Genomic DNA, 18,365 nt, shown 5'->3' with positions numbered 1-18,365 from the left:
CGCTCGGCCCGCACATTACCCACACGCAATGACGACGAGGTAGACCCTTGCCCACGTACAGCCCCAAGCCCGGCGACGTCACTCGTGCCTGGCACGTGATCGACGCCGAGGATGTCGTGCTCGGACGGCTCGCGACCGAGGTCGCCACGCTGCTGCGCGGCAAGCACAAGCCGACCTACGCCCCGCACGTGGACACCGGTGACTTCGTCATCATCGTCAACGCCGAGAAGGTCGCTCTCACCGGTAACAAGCGCGAGCAGAAGTTCGCGTACCGGCACAGCGGCTACCCCGGCGGTCTGCGGAAGCGCTCCTTCGGCGAGCTGCTCGACACCAAGCCCGAGCACCTCGTTGAGAAGGTGGTCAAGGGCATGCTGCCGAAGAACAAGCTCGGCCGCGCCATGGCCAAGAAGCTGAAGGTGTACGCCGGCCCGCAGCACCCGCACGCCGCGCAGCAGCCGCAGGCGCGCGAGATCACCAAGATCGCGCAGGTCGCGCAGTGAGTGAGGAACAGTTGACCAGCACCGAGACCGAGGTCGTCGCTTCGACCGAGACCCCCGCCGAGGCCGTGGCGACCAGCGAGTCCGCCGCCGCCCCGCGCCCGTCGCGTGCCGCCGGTGGCAACGCGCAGACGGTCGGCCGCCGCAAGGAGGCCGTGGTCCGCGTCCGCGTCGTGCCGGGTACCGGTGAGTTCAAGCTCAACGGCAAGTCGCTTGAGCAGTACTTCCCGAACAAGGTGCACCAGCAGCTCATCAAGGAGCCGCTCGTCACCGTCGAGAAGCCGGACTCCTTCGACATCTTCGCCAACCTCAAGGGCGGCGGGATCTCGGGCCAGGCGGGCGCGCTGCGTCTCGCCATCGCCCGTGCGCTGGTCGAGGTTGACGCCGACGACCGCCCGGCCCTGAAGAAGGCCGGCTTCCTGACCCGTGACGCGCGCGCCACGGAGCGGAAGAAGTACGGCCTCAAGAAGGCCCGCAAGGCCCCGCAGTACTCCAAGCGCTGATATTCAGCACTCTGGCGCAACCCTGGAAGCGCCCATCCGTCCATCGGATGGGCGCTTCCGGCGTTTTCCGGGCCTGGTGATGCGTTCTTCGCCACTGGCACGACTGTCTTGGGGTAGGGCAGGGGATCACCCCTGCCGGGCCCGGCGCTAGGTTTGTCGAGGCCCGGCGCGCCCCGAGGCCGCTGAATCAAGACAAGGAGGTCGAAATGGCTCGACTGTTCGGCACCGACGGGGTACGCGGTCTGGCCAATGCCGACCTGTCCCCGGAGCTGGCTCTGTCGGTCGCGGCGAGCGCCGCCCGGGTGCTGGCGGCGCACGACCGTTCGCACCGCCCGGTGGCCGTGGTGGGCCGCGATCCGCGCGCCAGCGGCGAGATGCTGGAGGCCGCCGTGGTGGCGGGCCTCGCGTCAGCCGGTGCGGACGTCCTGCGGCTCGGCGTGCTCCCGACCCCCGCCGTCGCGTACCTCGTGGGCGCGCTCGAAGCGGACCTCGGCGTGATGATCTCCGCCTCGCACAACCCCATGCCGGACAACGGCATCAAGCTCTTCGCCGCCGGCGGGCACAAGCTGCCGGACAGCATCGAGGACGAGATCGAATCCGGCCTCGACGCGACCGGCATCACCCGCCCGACCGGCGACGGCGTCGGCCGGGTGACTGACGTCCCGGACGCGCTCGACAAGTACATCGAGCACCTGGTCGCCGCGACGCCGCACCCGCTGACCGGCCTGAAGGTCGTGGTGGATTGCGCGAACGGTGCGTCGTCCGCGGCCGCCCCGGAGGCGTACCGCCGGGCCGGCGCCGAGGTCGTGGCGCTGCACGCAGAGCCGGACGGCATCAACATCAACGACAGCTGTGGCTCGAACCACCCTGATTTGCTGCGCGCGGCAGTCGTCGAACACGGTGCCGACCTCGGCATCGGCCACGACGGCGACGCCGACCGCTGCGTGGCCGTCGACGCCGCCGGCGAACTGGTGGACGGCGACCAGATCATGGCGGTCCTGGCACTGGCGCTGGCCGAAGAAGGCGCGCTGGTCAAGGACACCCTGGTCGCGACCGTGATGAGCAACCTCGGCCTGCACCTGGCGATGAAGGCACACGGCATCACGGTCGTCACGACTGCGGTGGGTGACCGCTACGTGCTGGAGGAACTGCGCGCGTCGGGCCTGGCCCTTGGCGGCGAACAGTCCGGCCACGTAGTCCTCCCCGCCCACGCCACTACCGGCGACGGCCTGCTGACGGCGATGCGCCTGATGGCCCGGATGGCCGCGACGGGCAAGCCCTTGGCGGAACTGTCCGCGGTGATGAACCGGCTTCCGCAGGTGCTGGTCAACGTCCCGGTGGCGGACAAGGCCGCGGTGGCCGGGTCCTCCGAAGTCCGCGACGCGGTAGGCGAGGTCGAAGCCGAACTCGGCGAGGAAGGGCGGGTTTTGCTGCGCCCTTCCGGCACTGAGCAACTGGTGCGGGTGATGGTCGAGGCTCCGGCCCACGCCACGGCTCAGGCAGCGGCGGATCGGCTGGCTGGGGTCGTGTCCGCGGTCTCCTGACCGAACTGCCCGAATCGCTGCGCTCCTCGTCACTCTCCGGGTACATTCCGTAGACGAGTGTCCGGCACCGCCGACGGCTTTTGTGCGTCCAAGGTCCGGAAGCACTGGGCAGTCGAGGAGGGGCGAGCGTGGGGAATCGGCAGAATGTCGATCCGCAGATGCTGGAGACGGCGGGCGGATTCGTACGGGACGCGGCGAAGGACCGGCTGCAGACGACGCTGCCCGCGTTGAAGCAGCTGCAGATCACCGAAGCGGACTTCGGGCGGAAACACCACGGCTCGTTCCAGCTGTACAAGACCGGAATCGAGGCGGTCGGCAAGTGCGTCGACAGCTACGTGAAGGCGTCTGAGGACTTCGGGAACAACCTCGGGTCGGCGAGCAAGAAGTACACGTCCAACGAGGCGCACAGCTCGGACTCCATCACGAAGAGCGGCAAGCGCTGATGTCCAAGCGCAGCGGGAACTTCCCGACTTTCCAAGAGTTCCAGCAGTTGATGAACGACCCCAGCATCGACAGCAACACCAAACGGGGTCTGGCGCTTCGCTACTTCGATTACGTCGAGGACGAAAACGACGACGGCGAAGCGCAGAGCTACGGCTTCCAGAGCGACGACGACCGCAACCATTGGCGCGACTACTACAAGGACAAGCTGTCCATCTCCGAAGGAGACATGGACTGGGAGTGGTCGAGCGAAAGCGATGTCTACGACTGGTACGGCAAGGCGAAGGACCAAGCCGACAAGGGCGCGAAGGCGGCGCAGGACAAGCAGCAGCAGGCGGTCGACGGCGACAAGCAGAAGCTGAAAGACCAGGGCGCCAAGAACACTGACACGGATCCTGGTGTCGCGAACTCGAACGAGATTCTCGACCTCGGTGTCTCGGGCCTGCAGCCGTTCCGGAACCTGCTGCCGCTCTACAGCCGCGCCCGTGGTCTCGTCGCGCAGAACCTGCCGGACCATCCGTTCCAGCCGCATGTCGGCGACCCGTTCGACGAGCAGCGGGACATCCCGTTCGACAAATTCAAGGCTGCTGCCAAGGAATTGACGGACGTCAATGCGTCCATTGTGGACGCGGCGGCGGACCAGGACAATCGGATGGCGACAGTGTTCGCCAACTGGTCGGGCAACGCGCGGGATTCGGCTCAGCAGTCCTGGAAGGGGATCACCGACGGCACGAAGGCCGTCGAGCAGACCCTGAAGGACGGTGCGGGCCTGATCGACCGCAGCATCGCCTCGATCGCCAAGCTGATCCGGGCGAAATGCCAGTGGCTGCAGGATTACTACATCACCGAGTACCCCAACAAGGGCGACTTCTCGCCCGGCGACATCGATCGGCTGATCCGCGTCGCCGAGATGGGCCGGAACGCGAGCGACGACGACTTCAAGCACTTCGTTCGCCTGATGCCTCAGGACATGAAGGACAAGATCGACCACGATAGCTGCGATCTGAACGACGAGACGAAGGACGCCGGGCAGGAGTGGGCCAAGAAGTGGCTCGCCGGGTTCTGCGGGTTCATGGACAAGCACGTCACCAACTGGCAGCAGGTCTGCGAGCACACGCGGACGAGCGTCGACCAGGTGTGGAACGAGCTGGGCGCGTCGCTGGGCAAGGCCCGCGAGGATCTCTTCACCACGTCGGCGAAGCCCGCTGACCAGGGCGGCGGGAAGCAGCAGGACGGGGGCGGCGGCCAGCAGACCACGCCGTCGTCCTCGGGTGGTGGCGGCAAGGACTCGGGGATGCCGAGCACCGGCGGCTCCGGGCCGACCCCGGCCGCGGCGCAGACGCCCAAGATGCCGGAAACGCCGCAGACTCAGCCGCAGCCGGCCGAGGGCCTCAACCCGGTCACTCACCAGCCGCTCGAGGTCGATCCGAAGACCGGGCAGCCGTATCCGATCGACCCGAAGACGGGCGCGGCGCTCAAGCCCGAAGAGCCCGAGACGATGACCGTCGAGCACGACGGCCACAAGATCTCCATGTCCGAACCCGGCAAGGACGGGCACATGGGGATCAGCGTCGACGACGGCACGGGCAAGCAGAAGACCTACGACCTCGACTTCGGCGACCAGGCGAAGCCCGGTGCGACGCCGCCAGGGACTCCGGTGCCGGGCCAGCATCCGGACCCGGCGAGCGGGTTCGGTCCGCAGGGGACTGGCCAGGGGCACGACGGAACCCCGGCCCAGGACGCCGCGAAGAGCCACGACGGGGCGCAGGGGCACGAGGGCACGCAAGGATCCGGGCAGAAGTACCAGCCGGGTCCGGACGGCAAGATCCACATCCAGGACGGCAAGCTGTCGATCGTGGCCGAGCGGCCGTCCGGAGCCGACGGCCCGACGGTCGTGACCATCGACGACGGCTCCGGCCATCCGACGAAGTACACCCTCGGCGACGACGGTGCGCTGAACCCCAGCAACCACAACGGGGGAACCGGCGGTGGTGGAGCCGCTGCGGCTTCGGCAGTAGGCGGGCAGGCCACGCCGGGCGCCCCGACACCGCCCGGCACGCCAGTGCCGGACACGGCGGCGGCAGCGGGCCAGCCGGTCGCCGCTGCGGCCAACCAGGCTGTCCCCGATCAGGTTGCCGCGCAAGGCCACCAAGTCCCGGATCAGGTTGCCGCGCAAGGCCACCAAGCCGTCCCCGGCCAGCCAGCGGCGCAGGAACACCAGGTCATCTCCGGCCAACCGCCCTCCCACGAACTGCCCGCGACGCACGAGCCAGCGGCGGCCGCGGCCGCGGCGGGACCGGACGACTCGACGAGTGCCCAGTCCGTGCTCGACCCGTTCTCCTCCGACCCAGGAATCGGCGCCGTTCCGCACGTCGGTCTCGGCGACATCGGCGACCCGATGGCGGCCTCGGCAGGCGACGGTCCGCCGACCGACACCTCGCAGCTCGGCACCGCGCCCGTGCATCACGAAGCGAGCGGCTCCGGCACCCCGGCCATGATGGGCGGCGGGATGATGGGCGGCCTCGGCAACGCACCGGGCGGCGGAGGAGAGCAGGAGCGTTCGTCGAGCGCGTACCGTGTCGACGGCGGTCTTTTCGGTTCGCAGTCCAGCTCGAACCGGATCAGCGGTTCGTTGCTCGACGACGATCAGCCTGGCCGGGACAGCGGGGGAGGGACGCGGTGAGCGGCGAAGACCTGGGGGCGGGGTTCCGCCACAAGATGGCTCAGATCGAACGCGAGGCGGAGGAACGGCTCGCGTTGATCGGCAGCCGGGTCCGGAAAGACCTCAAGGAAAGCAAAGAGGCCAGCGACAAGCAGCTGCGCACGGTCGGCCAGGTGATCGTCCGCGTGCAGGAGAGCGCTCGTCGTGCGGCGAAGGCCGGCGGCTGGGTGATGGAGTCGACGGTCGGCGACAAGCCCAAGGGCGAGGTCAGCTTCGGCTTTGAGGACGACGAGGCGGAGAAGGAACGTCGCGCCGGCTACGTGCCTGCCGAGCCCGCTCCGGAGCGGCCGGGCACGCCTCCGCCGGCTCCGGTGCCGCCTACGGCTGCTCCGGCGTCGGGGCGGCATCGGCGTGGCGTGCACCACGACGAGGACGACTACACGCACACCGACTGGCTGGCTACCTGAGCCGAACCGGCTGATCAGGCAGCCGGTTCCTCGTCCTCAGGAACCTCGATCGGCGCGCGCTTCACATCCGCGTCCAGCAGCGGCAGGTACTTGTCCGTACCCGTCAAATGCGTGAGAAAGAACGCAGTAAACAGCGCCTTCGCAAGCTGCTGAGTCGCCCGCTGCGGTTTGCCCTGCAGCAGCAGCTGGCTCCAGTGCCGGCCCTCGGTCACCGCGAGATGGGACGACTTCGCCAGCGTCCGCAGCTGCACCGGGCCGCCCCAAGCCTGGGCGATCGCGTCCGCATGGCCGACCGCCGGGGCCACCAGGTCGCCGTCCACGGCCAGGTGCAGGCCAGGGGCGCTAATCACCTTCGCGGCTTCCGTAGCGGCCGGGAACGTCTGAGCCGCGGCGACAGTCGCCACCGCGCGGACCCTCGGGCGCGCTTCGTCGCCTGCTCCGGCGGACTGGGCGGCTGCGAGCACTGCCGAACCGCCGCCGGTGGAGTGGCCTGCCAGGCCCAGTTTCTCCGGGTCGACGCTGATGCCGTCCGGGCCTAGGCGGACCGTGGTGATGACGTCGAGCGTTGTCAGCAGGTCGCCGGCCAGGAGGCGGTGCGACGGGAGCGGGCCCAGCTGGGTCGCGGGGGCCGCGGCGACTACGCCCCAGCTCGCGAGGTGGTGCAGGAGCTGCCGGTAGCGCGTGGCCGGCTGCATCCAGCCGTGCCCGAACGCGATGGCGGGCAGGCCAAGGCCTTGGCGCGGGGTGAACACGACGCCGGGCAGTCCGACCAGGGCGAGGTTGCCGCGCAAAACCTCGTGGGGTCCCGGGTGGGACAGCTCCGTGAGCAGCTGCTTGGGCTTGCTGGCCATGCGCGTGACCTTACTGCCCGTGCCCCGCCCCGGCCCGGTGCGCCACCCAGATCGGTTTAGGGGTCCGCCGCCGGACTGCGCCGACACCCGGTCAGGCGTTGTCCGGGAGGTCGCTCGCCCAGCTCAGCGGCACTGAAAACCCCGGTCGAGGGACCGGAGTAGGGGACTGGACTTGTCTCGTTACGCTAGTTCGCGTGTGTGGAATCGTGGGATACGTCGGACACCGCCCGGCTCTGGACGTCGTGCTCGGTGGGCTCCGCCGCATGGAATACCGGGGCTACGACTCGGCTGGCGTGGCGGTGCTGGACGGTGCCGGCGCGCTGACCGTCGAGCGCAAAGCCGGCCGTCTGGCCAACCTGGAGGCCCGGCTCGACGAGGTCGGCCGCGACGCGTTCGCGGGCACCGCGGGCATGGGCCACACCCGCTGGGCCACGCACGGGGCCCCGATCGACCGGAACTCGCACCCGCACCGGGACACCACCGGTCGCGTGGCCGTGGTGCACAACGGGATCATCGAGAACTTCGCCGCGCTGCGCGGCGAGCTCGAGGCCGCGGGCATCGAGATGGCCAGCGACACCGACACTGAGACCGCCGCGCACCTAGTTTCCCTCGCTTACTCCGAGGGCGACACCAAGGGCGACCTGCCGGCCAGCGTCGCCGCGGTGTGCCGCCGCCTGGAGGGCGCGTTCACGCTCGTCGTGACGCACGCGGACGAGCCGGACACGATCGTCGCCGCGCGCCGGTCGTCGCCGCTGGTGGTCGGGGTCGGCGAGGGCGAGCACTTCGTCGCTTCCGACGTCGCCGCGTTCATCGAGCACACCCGCGAGGCCGTCGAGCTGGGCCAGGACCAGCTGGTCGTCATCACCCGCGACGGCTACGAGGTCACCGACTTCCACGGCGACGCCGCGCAGGCCAAGCCGTTCACCGTCGACTGGGACCTGTCGGCCGCCGAAAAGGGCGGCCACGAGTACTTCATGCTCAAGGAGATCGAGGAGCAGCCGGAGGCGCTGGCGAACACGCTGCGCGGGCACTTCGAGGCCGGCCGGATCATCCTCGACGAGCAGCGCATCTCCGACCAGGACCTGCGCGACGTCGACAAGGTCTTCGTCATCGCCTGCGGTTCGGCGTATCACTCCGGCCTCGTCGCGAAGTACGCCATCGAGCACTGGTGCCGCCTGCCGGTCGAGGTGGAGCTGGCGTCGGAGTTCCGCTACCGCGACCCGGTTCTCGACCGCGACACGCTCGTCGTCGCCGTCTCCCAGTCCGGCGAGACCGCGGACACCCTCGAAGCCGTGCGGCACGCGCGCGAGCAGAAGGCCCGCGTCCTGGCGGTCTGCAACACCAACGGCGCGCAGATCCCGCGCGAGTCCGACGCGGTGCTGTACACGCACGCCGGGCCGGAGATCGGCGTCGCGTCGACCAAGGCGTTCCTCGCGCAGATCGCCGCGAACTACCTCGTCGGCCTCGCGCTGGCGCAGGCGCGCGGCACCAAGTACCCGGACGAGGTCGCCCGCGAGTTCGCGGAGCTCGAAGCGATGCCGGCCGCGGTGCAGAAGGTGCTGTCCACTGTGGACCAGACGCGCGAGATCGCGCGGCGGATTTCCGACTCGCGCGCAGTGCTGTTCCTCGGCCGCCACGTCGGGTTCCCCGTGGCGCTGGAGGGCGCGCTGAAGCTGAAGGAACTCGCGTACATGCACGCGGAGGGCTTCGCGGCGGGCGAGCTGAAGCACGGTCCGATCGCGCTGATCGAAGAGGGCCTGCCGGTCGTCGTCGTGATGCCGTCGCCGAAGGGCCGCGCGGTGCTGCACTCGAAGCTGGTGTCGAACATCAGCGAAATCCAGGCGCGGGGCGCGCGCACGATCGTGATCGCCGAGGAGGGCGACGAGACCGTGCGCCCGTTCGCCGACGAACTCATCGAGGTGCCCGCGGTGCCGACGCTGCTGCAACCGCTGGTTTCGACCGTTCCGCTGCAGGTGCTGGCCGCGGAGATCGCCAGCTCCCGCGGGTACGACATCGACAAGCCGCGTAACCTGGCGAAGTCCGTCACTGTCGAGTAGCGGGAGCCGCCGTGCAAGGAATCTGGACTACAGAACGGATTCGCGCGGCGGAAGACCTGCTGCTCGCGCGCACGCCGGACGGCGAGCTGATGCGCCGGGCCTCCTTCGGCCTCGCCGCCGAGGTGGCTGGGTTGCTGGCCGAGGACACCGGCGGCGTCTCCGGTCGGCGGGTCGTGCTGCTGGTCGGCTCGGGCAACAACGGCGGCGATGCGTTGTGGGCTGGCGCTTTCCTGCGTCGGCGCGGGGTCGCGGTGGCTGCTGTACTGCTGAAGCCGGAGAAGGCGCACCCGGTCGGATTGGCTGCCCTGCGGCGATCCGGCGGCCGCGTTGTGTCCATTGCGGACAGTCCACAGTGGATCAAACGGGCGGACGTCGTCGTGGACGGCATCGTCGGCATTTCCGCCCGTGGCCCACTGCGTCCCGAAGCAGCCGAGCTGGTCGCGCAGATCGAAGCGCCGGTGGTGGCGGTGGATCTGCCAAGCGGCGTTGACCCGGACACCGGCGCGGTCGACGGCCCGCATGTCACCGCCGCGCGCACGGTCACGTTCGGCGCGCTGAAGCCGGTGCACGTGCTGGCTCCGGAGGAATGCGGCGAGGTCGTGCTGGTGGACATCGGCCTTCGGCCGTGGCTGGACGAGCCGGATCTGCAGCGTCTGGACCTCGCCGACGTCGCCGAGGCCTGGCCGATTCCCGGCCCCGAAGACGACAAATACACCCAAGGAGTCGTCGGCATCGCGGCCGGATCGGCGACCTATCCCGGGGCGGCGGTGCTCGCGTCCGGTTCCGCGGTCCGCGCGACGGCGGGCATGGTCCGCTACGCCGGGCACGCCGCGGACGTCGTGCGCTCGCGCTGGCCGGAGATCGTCGCGACCGGCTCGGTCACCGACGCGGGCCGGGTGCAGGCGTGGGTCGTCGGGCCGGGCATCGGCACCGGCGGCGAAGGCCGGGAAATCCTGCGGCACATCCTCGGCCAGGGCGTCCCGGTGTGCGCGGACGCCGACGCCACCACGCTCATCGCGCACACCCCCGAAGTCCTCGACGCCCGAGACCCGGACACTCCGCTCGTGCTCACCCCGCACGCTGGCGAATACGAACGCCTGATGGGCCGCCGCCCCGGCGCGGATCGAGTCGCGGCCGCGCGGGAGGCGGCGAAGAAGTACGACGCCGTTGTGCTGCTGAAAGGCCACTGCACAGTCGTCGCCGCTCCGGACGGCCGCGTCGCGGTGAACACCCCGCGCGGTTCGTGGCTGGCCACCGCTGGCTCCGGCGACGTGCTGACCGGTCTGGTCGGCTCGCTGCTTGCCGCCGGACTCGACCCGTGGCTGGCCGCCGCGGCCGCCGCGCAGGTGCATTCGCTGGCGGGCGCGCTCGCTGCCGAGGAGGTGCCAACGTCGGCGTCCGGTCTGGTCGACGCCATCCCCGCCGCGCTCCGATTGGTTCGCGCGACCGCCCGCTGACCAGAGCTTCCCCAATGTGGCGTTGGGTGCATCTGACGCACCGAACGCCACATTGGGTGCATCTAACGCGCCCAATGTGGCATTGGGGTTTCTCAGTGCGGTGTGGGGGCGGGTTCGTGGCAGTGTTGTCGGCCAGGGGGCGCGGTCCACCTCCTGGCGAGACAAGCTGCGTACCTCGACCTCCGTGACCAGCGCGCGCCAGGCCTGGCAACGAGGGCGGGCACCCCGCACGCAGCTGAGAAGACCCACGGGGGCGCTTCGAAGGTGACCCAGGAGTTATCGAGTTACGTGTTAACTCGGCTCGCGATATCTGGTAAGAACGAGATGTGAGTCGAGACACGCCAGGACGGCCGAAGACGCGCCCGTCCGACGCCGCGGTGGAGCAGCGGCGCCAGGAGATCCTCGACTACGTCATTGACCAGGGCGAAGTCCGCATCGACGACCTCACCGCCCGGTTCGGCGTCAGCCTCATGACGATGCACCGCGACCTCGACGACCTCGCCGACAAGCGGCTGTTGCGGAAGCTGCGCGGCAAGGTCGAGGCGTATCCGGCGCTCACCATGGAGACCGCCAGCCGGTTCACGTTGCACTCGGCCGAGAAGGAAGCCCTCGCCGACCTCGCGATTCAGCAGGTCGAGCCCGGCCAGACCGTGTTCGTGGACGACTCCACCACGCTGTTCCCGCTGGTCGAGCGGCTGGCTCAGCTCGAACGCCTCACCGTGATCACCAACTCGCTGCAGGCTGCGCGACTGCTGGGCACCGGCGTCGACGTGGTCCTGGCGGGCGGGCATTACGACCCCGAGTACGACTCCTGCTCCGGCCCCGACGTGCTCGCGCTGCTCGAGCGCATTCGCGTGGACATCGCGTTCGTCTCGGTGAGCGCGGTCGCGGTGGGCAGGCTGTTCCACCCGGTCCGCGACTACGCCGAACTGAAGAAGGCCGTGCTGCGCGCCGCGAACCGCAATGTGCTGGTGCTCGACCACTCGAAGTTCGGCCGCACCGCGACGTACGCGCACGGCACCGTCGGCGATTACGACCTCCTGATCACCAGCGAAGCCACTCCGACTGAGGAAATCGAGGCCGCGCTGAACGAGGGAACGGCGGTCGAGGCCGCGGAGTACGTCGAGGAGGGGCAGCCCTATGACAGCTGAGCTGGTGGCCGGGGTCGATTCGTCGACCCAGTCGACCAAGGTCGTGGTCTGCGACGCGCGCACGGGCGAGGTCGTGCGCACCGGTCGCGCGCCGCATCCGGACGGCACCGAGGTCGACCCCGCAGCGTGGGCGCAAGCGTTTGCGGACGCCACTCGCGACGTCCTCGACGGCGTGAAGGCCATCGGCGTCGGCGGTCAGCAGCACGGCATGGTCACGCTCGACGAGGCAGGCGAGGTAGTCCGTCCGGCATTGCTGTGGAACGACACCCGCTCCGCGCAGGCGGCCAAAGACCTGACCGAAGAGCTGGGCGGACCCGGCGTGTGGGCGAAGTCGGTCGGGCTGGTGCCGGTCGCGAGCTTCACCGTCACCAAGCTCCGCTGGCTCGCCGAGCACGAGCCGGAGAACGCCGATCGCGTCGCGCGCGTTCTGCTGCCGCACGACTGGCTCACCTGGCGGCTGCTCGGCCGCCCGGAAACCGCGGTGACCGACCGCGGCGACGCCTCCGGCACCGGCTACTTCTCGCCGACAGACAACACTTATCGCCCTGACGTCCTCGCGCACGCGTTCGGCGGTCGCACCCCGGATCTGCCGATGGTGCTCGGACCGTCCGACGTCGCCGGGCACACCAGCGACGGCATGCTCGTCTCCGCGGGCACCGGCGACAACATGGCCGCCGCGCTCGCCCTCGGACTGGCTCCGGGCGACGCGGTGATCTCGATCGGCACCAGCGGCACGGTTTTCGGCGTCACCGAGACCGGCGCGGCCGACGCGAGCGGCCTGGTCGCCGGATTCGCCGACGCCACCGGCCGCTTCCTCCCGCTGACCGCCGCCCTCAACGCTGCTCGCGTGCTCACCGCGGGCGCGGCGATGCTCGGCGTCGACCTGGCCGAATTCGACCGGCTCGCGCTGTCCGCCGAACCGGGCGCGGGCGGGCTCACGCTGTTGCCGTACCTCGACGGCGAGCGCACTCCGAACCTGCCCGGCGCGACCGGTTCGCTGCACGGGCTGACCAGGGCGAACATGACGCCGGAGAATGTCGCCCGGGCGACCGTCGAGGGCATGGTCTGCGGGTTGGCCGCCGGGCTCGACGCGGTGCGCGCGCAGGGCATGGCCGTGAAGCGCGTGCTGCTCATCGGCGGCGGCGCGCAGTCCGCCGCGGTGCGCGCGATCGCGCCGATCGTGCTCGGCCTGCCCGTGGTGATTCCCGAGGTCGGCGAGTACGTCGCGCTGGGTGCCGCTCGGCAGGCCGCCTGGGCGCTCGCGGGCACCGCCGAACCGCCCGTGTGGCACGGGACCGAGAACCAGCTCGTTTTGGACGAACCCGCCGGGGCACTGCGCGCCGCGGGCATCGAGATCCAGCAACGCCACCTCGAGGCGCGCGAGGCCGCGCACGGGGTTTCCGCGAAATTGGGAGAGGACTGACCGATGGCCAGCATCACCTACGACAAGGCGACCCGGCGCTACTCCGGGACTGAGCGTCCCGCCGTCGACGCGCTGGACCTGGAAATCGCCGACGGCGAGTTCCTCGTGCTGGTCGGGCCGTCGGGTTCGGGCAAGTCCACCGCGCTGCGGATGCTCGCGGGCCTGGAGGACATCGACGAGGGCGCGGTCTGGATCGGCGACCGCGACGTCACGCAGCTGCCGCCGCGTTCGCGCGACATCGCGATGGTGTTCCAGAACTACGCGCTGTACCCGCACATGACGGTCGCGCAGAACATGGGCTTCGCGCTGAAGATCGCCGGGCGGCCCGCGTCGGAGATCAAGCAGAAGGTGCTCGACGCGGCGAAGCTGCTGGACATCGAGCAGTACCTGGACCGCAAGCCGAAGGCGCTCTCAGGCGGTCAGCGTCAGCGCGTCGCGATGGGCCGCGCGATCGTGCGCGAGCCGCAGGTGTTCCTCATGGACGAGCCGCTGTCGAACCTCGACGCGAAGCTGCGGGTTTCGACCCGTACGCAGATCGCCGCGCTGCAGCGCCGCCTCGGCGTCACCACCGTGTACGTGACCCACGACCAGGTCGAGGCCATGACGATGGGTGACCGCGTCGCGGTGCTGTCGGACGGTCTGCTGCAGCAGTGCGACACCCCGCGCGCGCTGTACGACCGGCCCGAGAACGTCTTCGTCGCGGGCTTCATCGGCTCCCCGGCGATGAACCTGGTCGCCGCGAAGCTCACCGCGGACGGCGCCGAGGTCGGCGGCGTGCAGGTGCCGCTCAAGCCCGAGGTCCGTTCCGCGGCCGACGGCGACACGGTCACCATCGGTTTCCGCCCCGAGTCGCTGGAAGCCACCACCGACACCGACGGCACGTTGCCGATCAAGGTCGAACTGGTCGAGGAGCTGGGCTCGGACGCATACGTCTACGGCAAGCTCGGCGCCGGCGTCGAGGAGTCCGCTGAGGGAGCGTCACGCAATGTGGTCGCGCGCGTCGACCCGCGTACGCCGCCCCGCATGGGCGACACCCTGCACCTGCGGATCCGTCCGGACGAACTGCACGTGTTCTCCGGCACGTCCGGGCAGCGTCTCTCCTGAGCCGATGACGTGGGAAACTGGCAGTCGTTATGACTGCCAGTTCTCCGCACGCCGAGACCGTGGTCGATCTCGGCGCTGTGCGCCACAACGTTTCCTTGCTGGCCGCCCGGGCACCCGGTGCGGCCGTGATGTGCGTGGTCAAAGCCGACGCGTACGGCCACGGCGCGGTGCCAGTCGGCCGCGCCGCTGTCGAAGCCGGGGCCACCTGGCTCGGCACCTGCTCGCTGCAGGAGGCCCTCGACCTGCGGGCCGCCGGGCTGTCGGTTCGGCTGTTCAGCTGGCTGGACGTGCCGGAGCTGGATTTCGCGCCCGGCATCGAGGCGGACATCGACCTCGGCGTCAGCTCCCTCGGTGAGCTGGCCCGGGTCGACGCCGCCGCGGAGCGCGCCGGAAAACGCGCTCGTGTGCACCTCAAAATCGACACCGGCCTGTCGCGCAACGGCTGCCCGCCCCCCGACTGGCCGGCGCTGGTCGAGGCGGCGGCCAAGGCGCGCGGCGTCGAGGTAGTGGCCATCTGGTCGCACCTGGCCTGCGCCGACGAGTTGGGCCACGCGTCGATCGACGCGCAGGCGAAGCTGTTCGCTGAGGCGTACGACGCGGCCCGCGCCGCCGGGCTCGACCCGATCCGGCACCTGGCCAACTCCGCGGCCACGCTCACCCGGCCCGACCTGCACTTCGACCTGGTCCGTCCGGGCATCGCGATGTACGGCCTCAACCCGGTGCCGACCGACGACGACCTGTGCCCGGCGATGACGTTCCGCTCCAGTGTGGTCCTCACGAAGCCGCTGGCCGCCGGCGAATCCGTCTCCTACGGCCACACCTGGACCGCGCCGGAGGACACCACGCTCGCGCTCGTGCCCGCCGGGTACGCCGACGGGGTGCCGCGCACGCTGTCCGGCCGGATGGACGTCTGGCTGGGCGGGCGGCGGCGGCCGGTCGTCGGGCGGGTCTGCATGGACCAGCTCGTGGTGAACGTCGGCAACGAGGACGTGCCGCGCGTCGGCGACGAGGTCGTGCTTTTCGGATCCGGCCGCTCCGGCGAGCCGACCGCGCGCGAATGGGCGGACAAGCTCGGCACCATCGACTACGAGATCGTCACCTCGATGTACCGGCCGCGCGTACAGCGCCGGTACGTGGGGGAGCGGGCGTGACTCCTTCGGCGCGGCTGTGGGCGATCGTCGGCGGAGTCGGAGCGGTGGTCACGGGGGCGGCAGCGGCAGTTGTCGCGACGCAGCAACGCAAACCGACCGAAGACCCCTTCGCCGACGAGCCGCTGGGCGAGCTGAAGCCGGACCGTACGTCCACTGTCGCCGCTGAAGACGGCACGCCGCTGTCGGTCGAGGAGATCGACCCTGAGGACGGCGAGAAGCCAGAGCTGACTCTCGTCGGCGTACACGGCTTCGCGCTTTCGCGGCGCTCGTGGCACTTCCAGCGTCGCGACGTCGCTTCGCTGCGACTGCCCCGCGTACGGCAGGTCTACTTCGACCATCGCGGCCACGGTCTGTCCGGAGAAGCGTCCGCTGAGACGTCGACGATCGAACAGCTCGCGCACGACCTCGACAGCGTGCTGCGCGCGATGGTGCCCGAAGGACCGATTGTCCTCATGGGACATTCCATGGGCGGCATGGTGATCATGGAGCTGGCCGCGCAACGGCCAGACCTCTTCGAGGACCGCGTATGCGGCGTCGCCTTCATCGCGACCGCAGCGGGCGAAGTCGGCGCGCGCGGATTGCCGAGGCCGTTGCTGTCCAAGTACAACCCGCTCACGCGCGGCGTCGGCGAGCTGGCCGGATGGCAACCCGGGTTGGTGGAGTTCGTCCGCGCGGCGGGCGGTCAGCTCACTCGGCAGGCAGTGCGGCGGCTCGCGTTCGGCAGCCGCGACGTCTCGCCGCGCCTGGTCGACTTCATGCTGGAAATGCTGGCTGTCACGCCGGTGCGCGGGCTGCTCAACTTCGTCGATACCCTCGGCAGCCACAATCGCTACGCTGTGCTGGCCGGGCTGAAACACGCACAGGTGCTGGTCATCGGCGGCGACTCGGACCGGTTCACGCCGTTCGCGCACGCCGAGCGGATCGCCGCCGAGCTGCCGGACGCCGAGCTGGTGCGCGTGCGCGGAGCCGGGCACATGGTGCAGCTCGAACAGCCCGAGCTGGTGAACAGCCATCTCATCGACCTGCTGCAGCGCTGTGGTGGCAGCGCCGCGCCGAACCGGCGAAACTGGTGGTGGACAAGGTGATTCTGGAAACCCCCGAGGACACGATGGCCTTCGGGCGGACGCTGGGCGCGGCCCTGCGCGCGGGCGATCTGGTGCTGCTGGACGGTCCGCTAGGGGCCGGAAAGACGACGCTGACCCGCGGCATCGCGGACGGCCTCGGCGTCGGCGGCCGGGTCAGCTCGCCGACGTTCGTGCTGGCGCGAGTGCACGCTGCGGGCGCGGCCGGGGTCCCGTTGATCCACGTGGACGCGTACCGGCTCGGCGGGGATCTGTCCCAGCTGGACGACCTCGACCTGGACACCGACCTGGAATCGTCGGCGGTGGTCGTCGAATGGGGAGAGGGCAGCGCGGAGCGGCTGTCGGAGGACCACCTGGTCGTCCGGCTGACCCGCCACGACGACGACACCCGGACTGTCGTGCTGGAACCGCACGGCTCCTGGACGAGCCGGGTCGACGAGCTGAAAGCGGCCTGACCGTCCGTGAAGGGCCCCTTGAGGGAATCAGATTCCTTCAAGGGGCCCTTCCACGGCTCGTTAGGCGATTACCGCCCGGCGGTGGCTTCCTCGCTGGCGGACAGCGACGGAGCCGAGCCAGGCAACGGCTTCCGCGCCGTCTCCTTCAGCTTCAGCAGCGTCAGCACGCCGACCACACCAGCGATCATCAGGTAATACCCAGGCCACTTGAGATCCCCCGTGGCCAGCACCAGGGCGCTCATCACCAGCGACACCGTCCCGGCGAACGCCGATACGAAGATGTTGAACGAAATCGACAACCCGCCGTACCGGACCTCGGTCGGGAACAGCGCGGGCAGCGTGGACGGGCAGGTCGAGGAGAAGCAGATCAGCAGCAGTCCCATCAGGACCAGGCCGAGCAGCACCGAGATCAGCGATCCGCTCTTGAGCAGCAGCACCATCGGAAGGCCGAGCACGATCAGCCCGCCCGCGCCGACCCACAGAATCGGCTTGCGGCCGTAGCGGTCGCTGAGCTTGCCGAGGAACGGGATCAGCAGCACGCCCAGCCACAGCACGCCGATCTGCAGCCACTCCGCCGCGGTGGCCGAGATCGCCTGCCCGCCGTTCTCGGACATCGTGCGGTCGTCCTTGAGATAGGTCGGCATGTAGCTGGTGAGCATGTAGTTGGTGACGTTCCAGGTCACCACGAGCCCGCCGGCCAGCAGCATCGTCGGCCAGTACTTCGCGAAGATCGTGCGGACCACGTGCTTGGCCTCGGCGTCCTCGCGCTTGCCCGATTCGTCGAGCAGCTGCTGGAACGCGGGCGTCTCCTCGAGCTTCGTCCGCAGGTAAACCCCGACGATGCCGAGCGGCAGCGCCACCATGAACGGGATCCGCCAGCCCCAGGTGTCCATGAAGGCCGGCGTCGAAACCAGCGGGAGCACCGACGAGACGGTCGCGCCCAGCGCGTACCCGATGAAGGTGCCGAACTCCAGGAAGCTGCCGAAGTAGCCGCGGCGGCGGTCCGGGCTGTACTCGGCGATGAACGTCATCGCGCCCGCGTATTCGCCGCCGGTCGAGAAGCCCTGCAGGACCCGCGCGCACACCAGCAGGATCGGCGCGGCCAGCCCGATCGAGGAGTACGACGGGATCAGTCCGATGAGGAAGGTGCCGGTCGCCATCAGGATCACCGTCACCGCGAGCACCTTGGTCCGGCCGATCTTGTCGCCGAGCGGACCGAAGAACAGGCCGCCGAGCGGACGCACCAGGAACGCCACCGCGAAGGTCGCGAACGTCGCGAGCTGGGCCAGCGCGGGATTGCCGGGCGGGAAGAACTGTGCCTCGATGGTGGTGGAGAGGTAGCCGTAGACCCCGAAATCGAACCACTCGGTGATGTTGCCGACCGCGGCCGCGCCGACCGCCCGGCGCATCGTCGCGTCGTCCGTGACCGTGGCGCCGCCCGACGGCCCCCTCCCGTCTGCTGCCTCTGTCACATCGCTCCTTTCGCGTTTTCCAGGACTCACTGCGCAGAGCCCCCGACA

General features: G+C 69.9%; 16 protein-coding genes. 14 read left to right on the top strand and 2 right to left on the bottom strand.

Annotation, left to right across the window (positions count from 1 at the left end; all coding sequences use genetic code 11):
* Nucleotides 1-47 precede the first annotated feature (47 nt).
* The 6 genes from rplM to AB5I40_RS22905 all read left to right on the top strand — a co-directional run bounded on the left by rplM (nucleotide 48) and on the right by AB5I40_RS22905 (nucleotide 6,114).
* Nucleotides 48-500 carry a 50S ribosomal protein L13 gene (rplM, locus tag AB5I40_RS22930; RefSeq protein ID WP_009072361.1) on the top strand — a complete coding sequence of 151 codons (453 nt, stop codon included), beginning with the start codon at nucleotides 48-50 and terminating at the stop codon, nucleotides 498-500.
* Nucleotides 501-511: 11 nt separating this feature from the next.
* The gene (gene rpsI / locus AB5I40_RS22925; RefSeq protein ID WP_037816243.1) at nucleotides 512-1,000 is read left to right on the top strand and encodes a 30S ribosomal protein S9; all 489 of its coding nucleotides are present in this window, start codon (nucleotides 512-514) and stop codon (nucleotides 998-1,000) included.
* A 206-nt stretch (nucleotides 1,001-1,206) separates the two neighbouring features.
* Nucleotides 1,207-2,544 carry a phosphoglucosamine mutase gene (gene glmM, locus AB5I40_RS22920; RefSeq protein ID WP_370932177.1) on the top strand — a complete coding sequence of 446 codons (1,338 nt, stop codon included), beginning with the start codon at nucleotides 1,207-1,209 and terminating at the stop codon, nucleotides 2,542-2,544.
* Nucleotides 2,545-2,672: 128 nt separating this feature from the next.
* Nucleotides 2,673-2,987 carry a hypothetical protein gene (locus AB5I40_RS22915; RefSeq protein ID WP_370932176.1) on the top strand — a complete coding sequence of 105 codons (315 nt, stop codon included), beginning with the start codon at nucleotides 2,673-2,675 and terminating at the stop codon, nucleotides 2,985-2,987.
* The gene (locus AB5I40_RS22910; protein WP_370932175.1) at nucleotides 2,987-5,668 is read left to right on the top strand and encodes a WXG100 family type VII secretion target; all 2,682 of its coding nucleotides are present in this window, start codon (nucleotides 2,987-2,989) and stop codon (nucleotides 5,666-5,668) included. The genes AB5I40_RS22915 and AB5I40_RS22910 overlap by 1 nt, the downstream gene beginning before the upstream one ends.
* Nucleotides 5,665-6,114 (top strand): hypothetical protein, encoded by a 450-nt coding sequence (locus AB5I40_RS22905; protein ID WP_370932174.1) that lies wholly within the window; start codon nucleotides 5,665-5,667, stop codon nucleotides 6,112-6,114. Before AB5I40_RS22910 ends, AB5I40_RS22905 begins: the two co-directional genes overlap by 4 nt.
* A gap of 14 nt (nucleotides 6,115-6,128) precedes the next feature.
* Here AB5I40_RS22905 and AB5I40_RS22900 read toward each other — a convergent pair whose 3' ends face one another.
* Complete coding sequence (locus tag AB5I40_RS22900) at nucleotides 6,129-6,965, bottom strand: dienelactone hydrolase family protein (RefSeq protein WP_370932173.1); 837 nt, start codon at nucleotides 6,963-6,965, stop codon at nucleotides 6,129-6,131.
* Between the two features lie 194 nt (nucleotides 6,966-7,159).
* Here AB5I40_RS22900 and glmS point away from each other — a divergent pair, with 194 nt between their 5' ends.
* From glmS to tsaE, 8 genes are all read left to right on the top strand, one after another.
* The gene (gene glmS, locus AB5I40_RS22895) at nucleotides 7,160-9,022 is read left to right on the top strand and encodes a glutamine--fructose-6-phosphate transaminase (isomerizing) (protein ID WP_370932172.1); all 1,863 of its coding nucleotides are present in this window, start codon (nucleotides 7,160-7,162) and stop codon (nucleotides 9,020-9,022) included.
* 11 nt (nucleotides 9,023-9,033) lie between these two features.
* Complete coding sequence (locus tag AB5I40_RS22890; protein WP_370932171.1) at nucleotides 9,034-10,479, top strand: NAD(P)H-hydrate dehydratase; 1,446 nt, start codon at nucleotides 9,034-9,036, stop codon at nucleotides 10,477-10,479.
* A 326-nt stretch (nucleotides 10,480-10,805) separates the two neighbouring features.
* Nucleotides 10,806-11,630 (top strand): DeoR/GlpR family DNA-binding transcription regulator, encoded by an 825-nt coding sequence (locus AB5I40_RS22885; protein WP_370932170.1) that lies wholly within the window; start codon nucleotides 10,806-10,808, stop codon nucleotides 11,628-11,630.
* The gene (gene xylB, locus AB5I40_RS22880; protein WP_370932169.1) at nucleotides 11,620-13,053 is read left to right on the top strand and encodes a xylulokinase; all 1,434 of its coding nucleotides are present in this window, start codon (nucleotides 11,620-11,622) and stop codon (nucleotides 13,051-13,053) included. The genes AB5I40_RS22885 and xylB overlap by 11 nt, the downstream gene beginning before the upstream one ends.
* Before the next feature lie 3 nt (nucleotides 13,054-13,056).
* Nucleotides 13,057-14,157 (top strand): sn-glycerol-3-phosphate ABC transporter ATP-binding protein UgpC, encoded by a 1,101-nt coding sequence (locus AB5I40_RS22875; protein ID WP_354748156.1) that lies wholly within the window; start codon nucleotides 13,057-13,059, stop codon nucleotides 14,155-14,157.
* 29 nt (nucleotides 14,158-14,186) lie between these two features.
* Nucleotides 14,187-15,308, top strand: coding sequence for an alanine racemase (gene alr, locus AB5I40_RS22870; RefSeq protein ID WP_370932168.1), 1,122 nt, complete (start codon nucleotides 14,187-14,189; stop codon nucleotides 15,306-15,308).
* Entirely contained in the window at nucleotides 15,305-16,393 is a 1,089-nt protein-coding gene (locus AB5I40_RS22865) for an alpha/beta fold hydrolase (RefSeq protein ID WP_370932167.1), read from the top strand. The genes alr and AB5I40_RS22865 overlap by 4 nt, the downstream gene beginning before the upstream one ends.
* Nucleotides 16,390-16,845, top strand: a complete 456-nt coding sequence (gene tsaE / locus AB5I40_RS22860; protein WP_370932166.1) for a tRNA (adenosine(37)-N6)-threonylcarbamoyltransferase complex ATPase subunit type 1 TsaE — start codon at nucleotides 16,390-16,392, stop codon at nucleotides 16,843-16,845. Before AB5I40_RS22865 ends, tsaE begins: the two co-directional genes overlap by 4 nt.
* A gap of 68 nt (nucleotides 16,846-16,913) precedes the next feature.
* On the opposite strand, the gene AB5I40_RS22855 is transcribed toward tsaE, so the two are convergent.
* A complete protein-coding gene (locus tag AB5I40_RS22855) occupies nucleotides 16,914-18,317 on the bottom strand; it encodes an MFS transporter (RefSeq protein WP_370932165.1) in 1,404 nt (467 codons plus the stop codon).
* Nucleotides 18,318-18,365 lie beyond the last annotated feature (48 nt).

The organism is Amycolatopsis sp. cg13 (assembly GCF_041346965.1).
Lineage (GTDB): Bacteria > Actinomycetota > Actinomycetes > Mycobacteriales > Pseudonocardiaceae > Amycolatopsis.
Note: the sequence above shows the minus strand (reverse complement) of the source record. Positions and strands in the feature narration are given on the sequence as shown.

Coding starts and splice junctions, on each gene's coding strand:
- glmM (WP_370932177.1), top strand. CDS start 1,207: ATGGCTCGACTGTTCGGCACCGACGGGGTACGCGGTCTGGCCAATGCC.
- AB5I40_RS22910 (WP_370932175.1), top strand. CDS start 2,987: ATGTCCAAGCGCAGCGGGAACTTCCCGACTTTCCAAGAGTTCCAGCAG.
- AB5I40_RS22900 (WP_370932173.1), bottom strand. CDS start 6,965: ATGGCCAGCAAGCCCAAGCAGCTGCTCACGGAGCTGTCCCACCCGGGA.
- xylB (WP_370932169.1), top strand. CDS start 11,620: ATGACAGCTGAGCTGGTGGCCGGGGTCGATTCGTCGACCCAGTCGACC.
- AB5I40_RS22875 (WP_354748156.1), top strand. CDS start 13,057: ATGGCCAGCATCACCTACGACAAGGCGACCCGGCGCTACTCCGGGACT.
- alr (WP_370932168.1), top strand. CDS start 14,187: ATGACTGCCAGTTCTCCGCACGCCGAGACCGTGGTCGATCTCGGCGCT.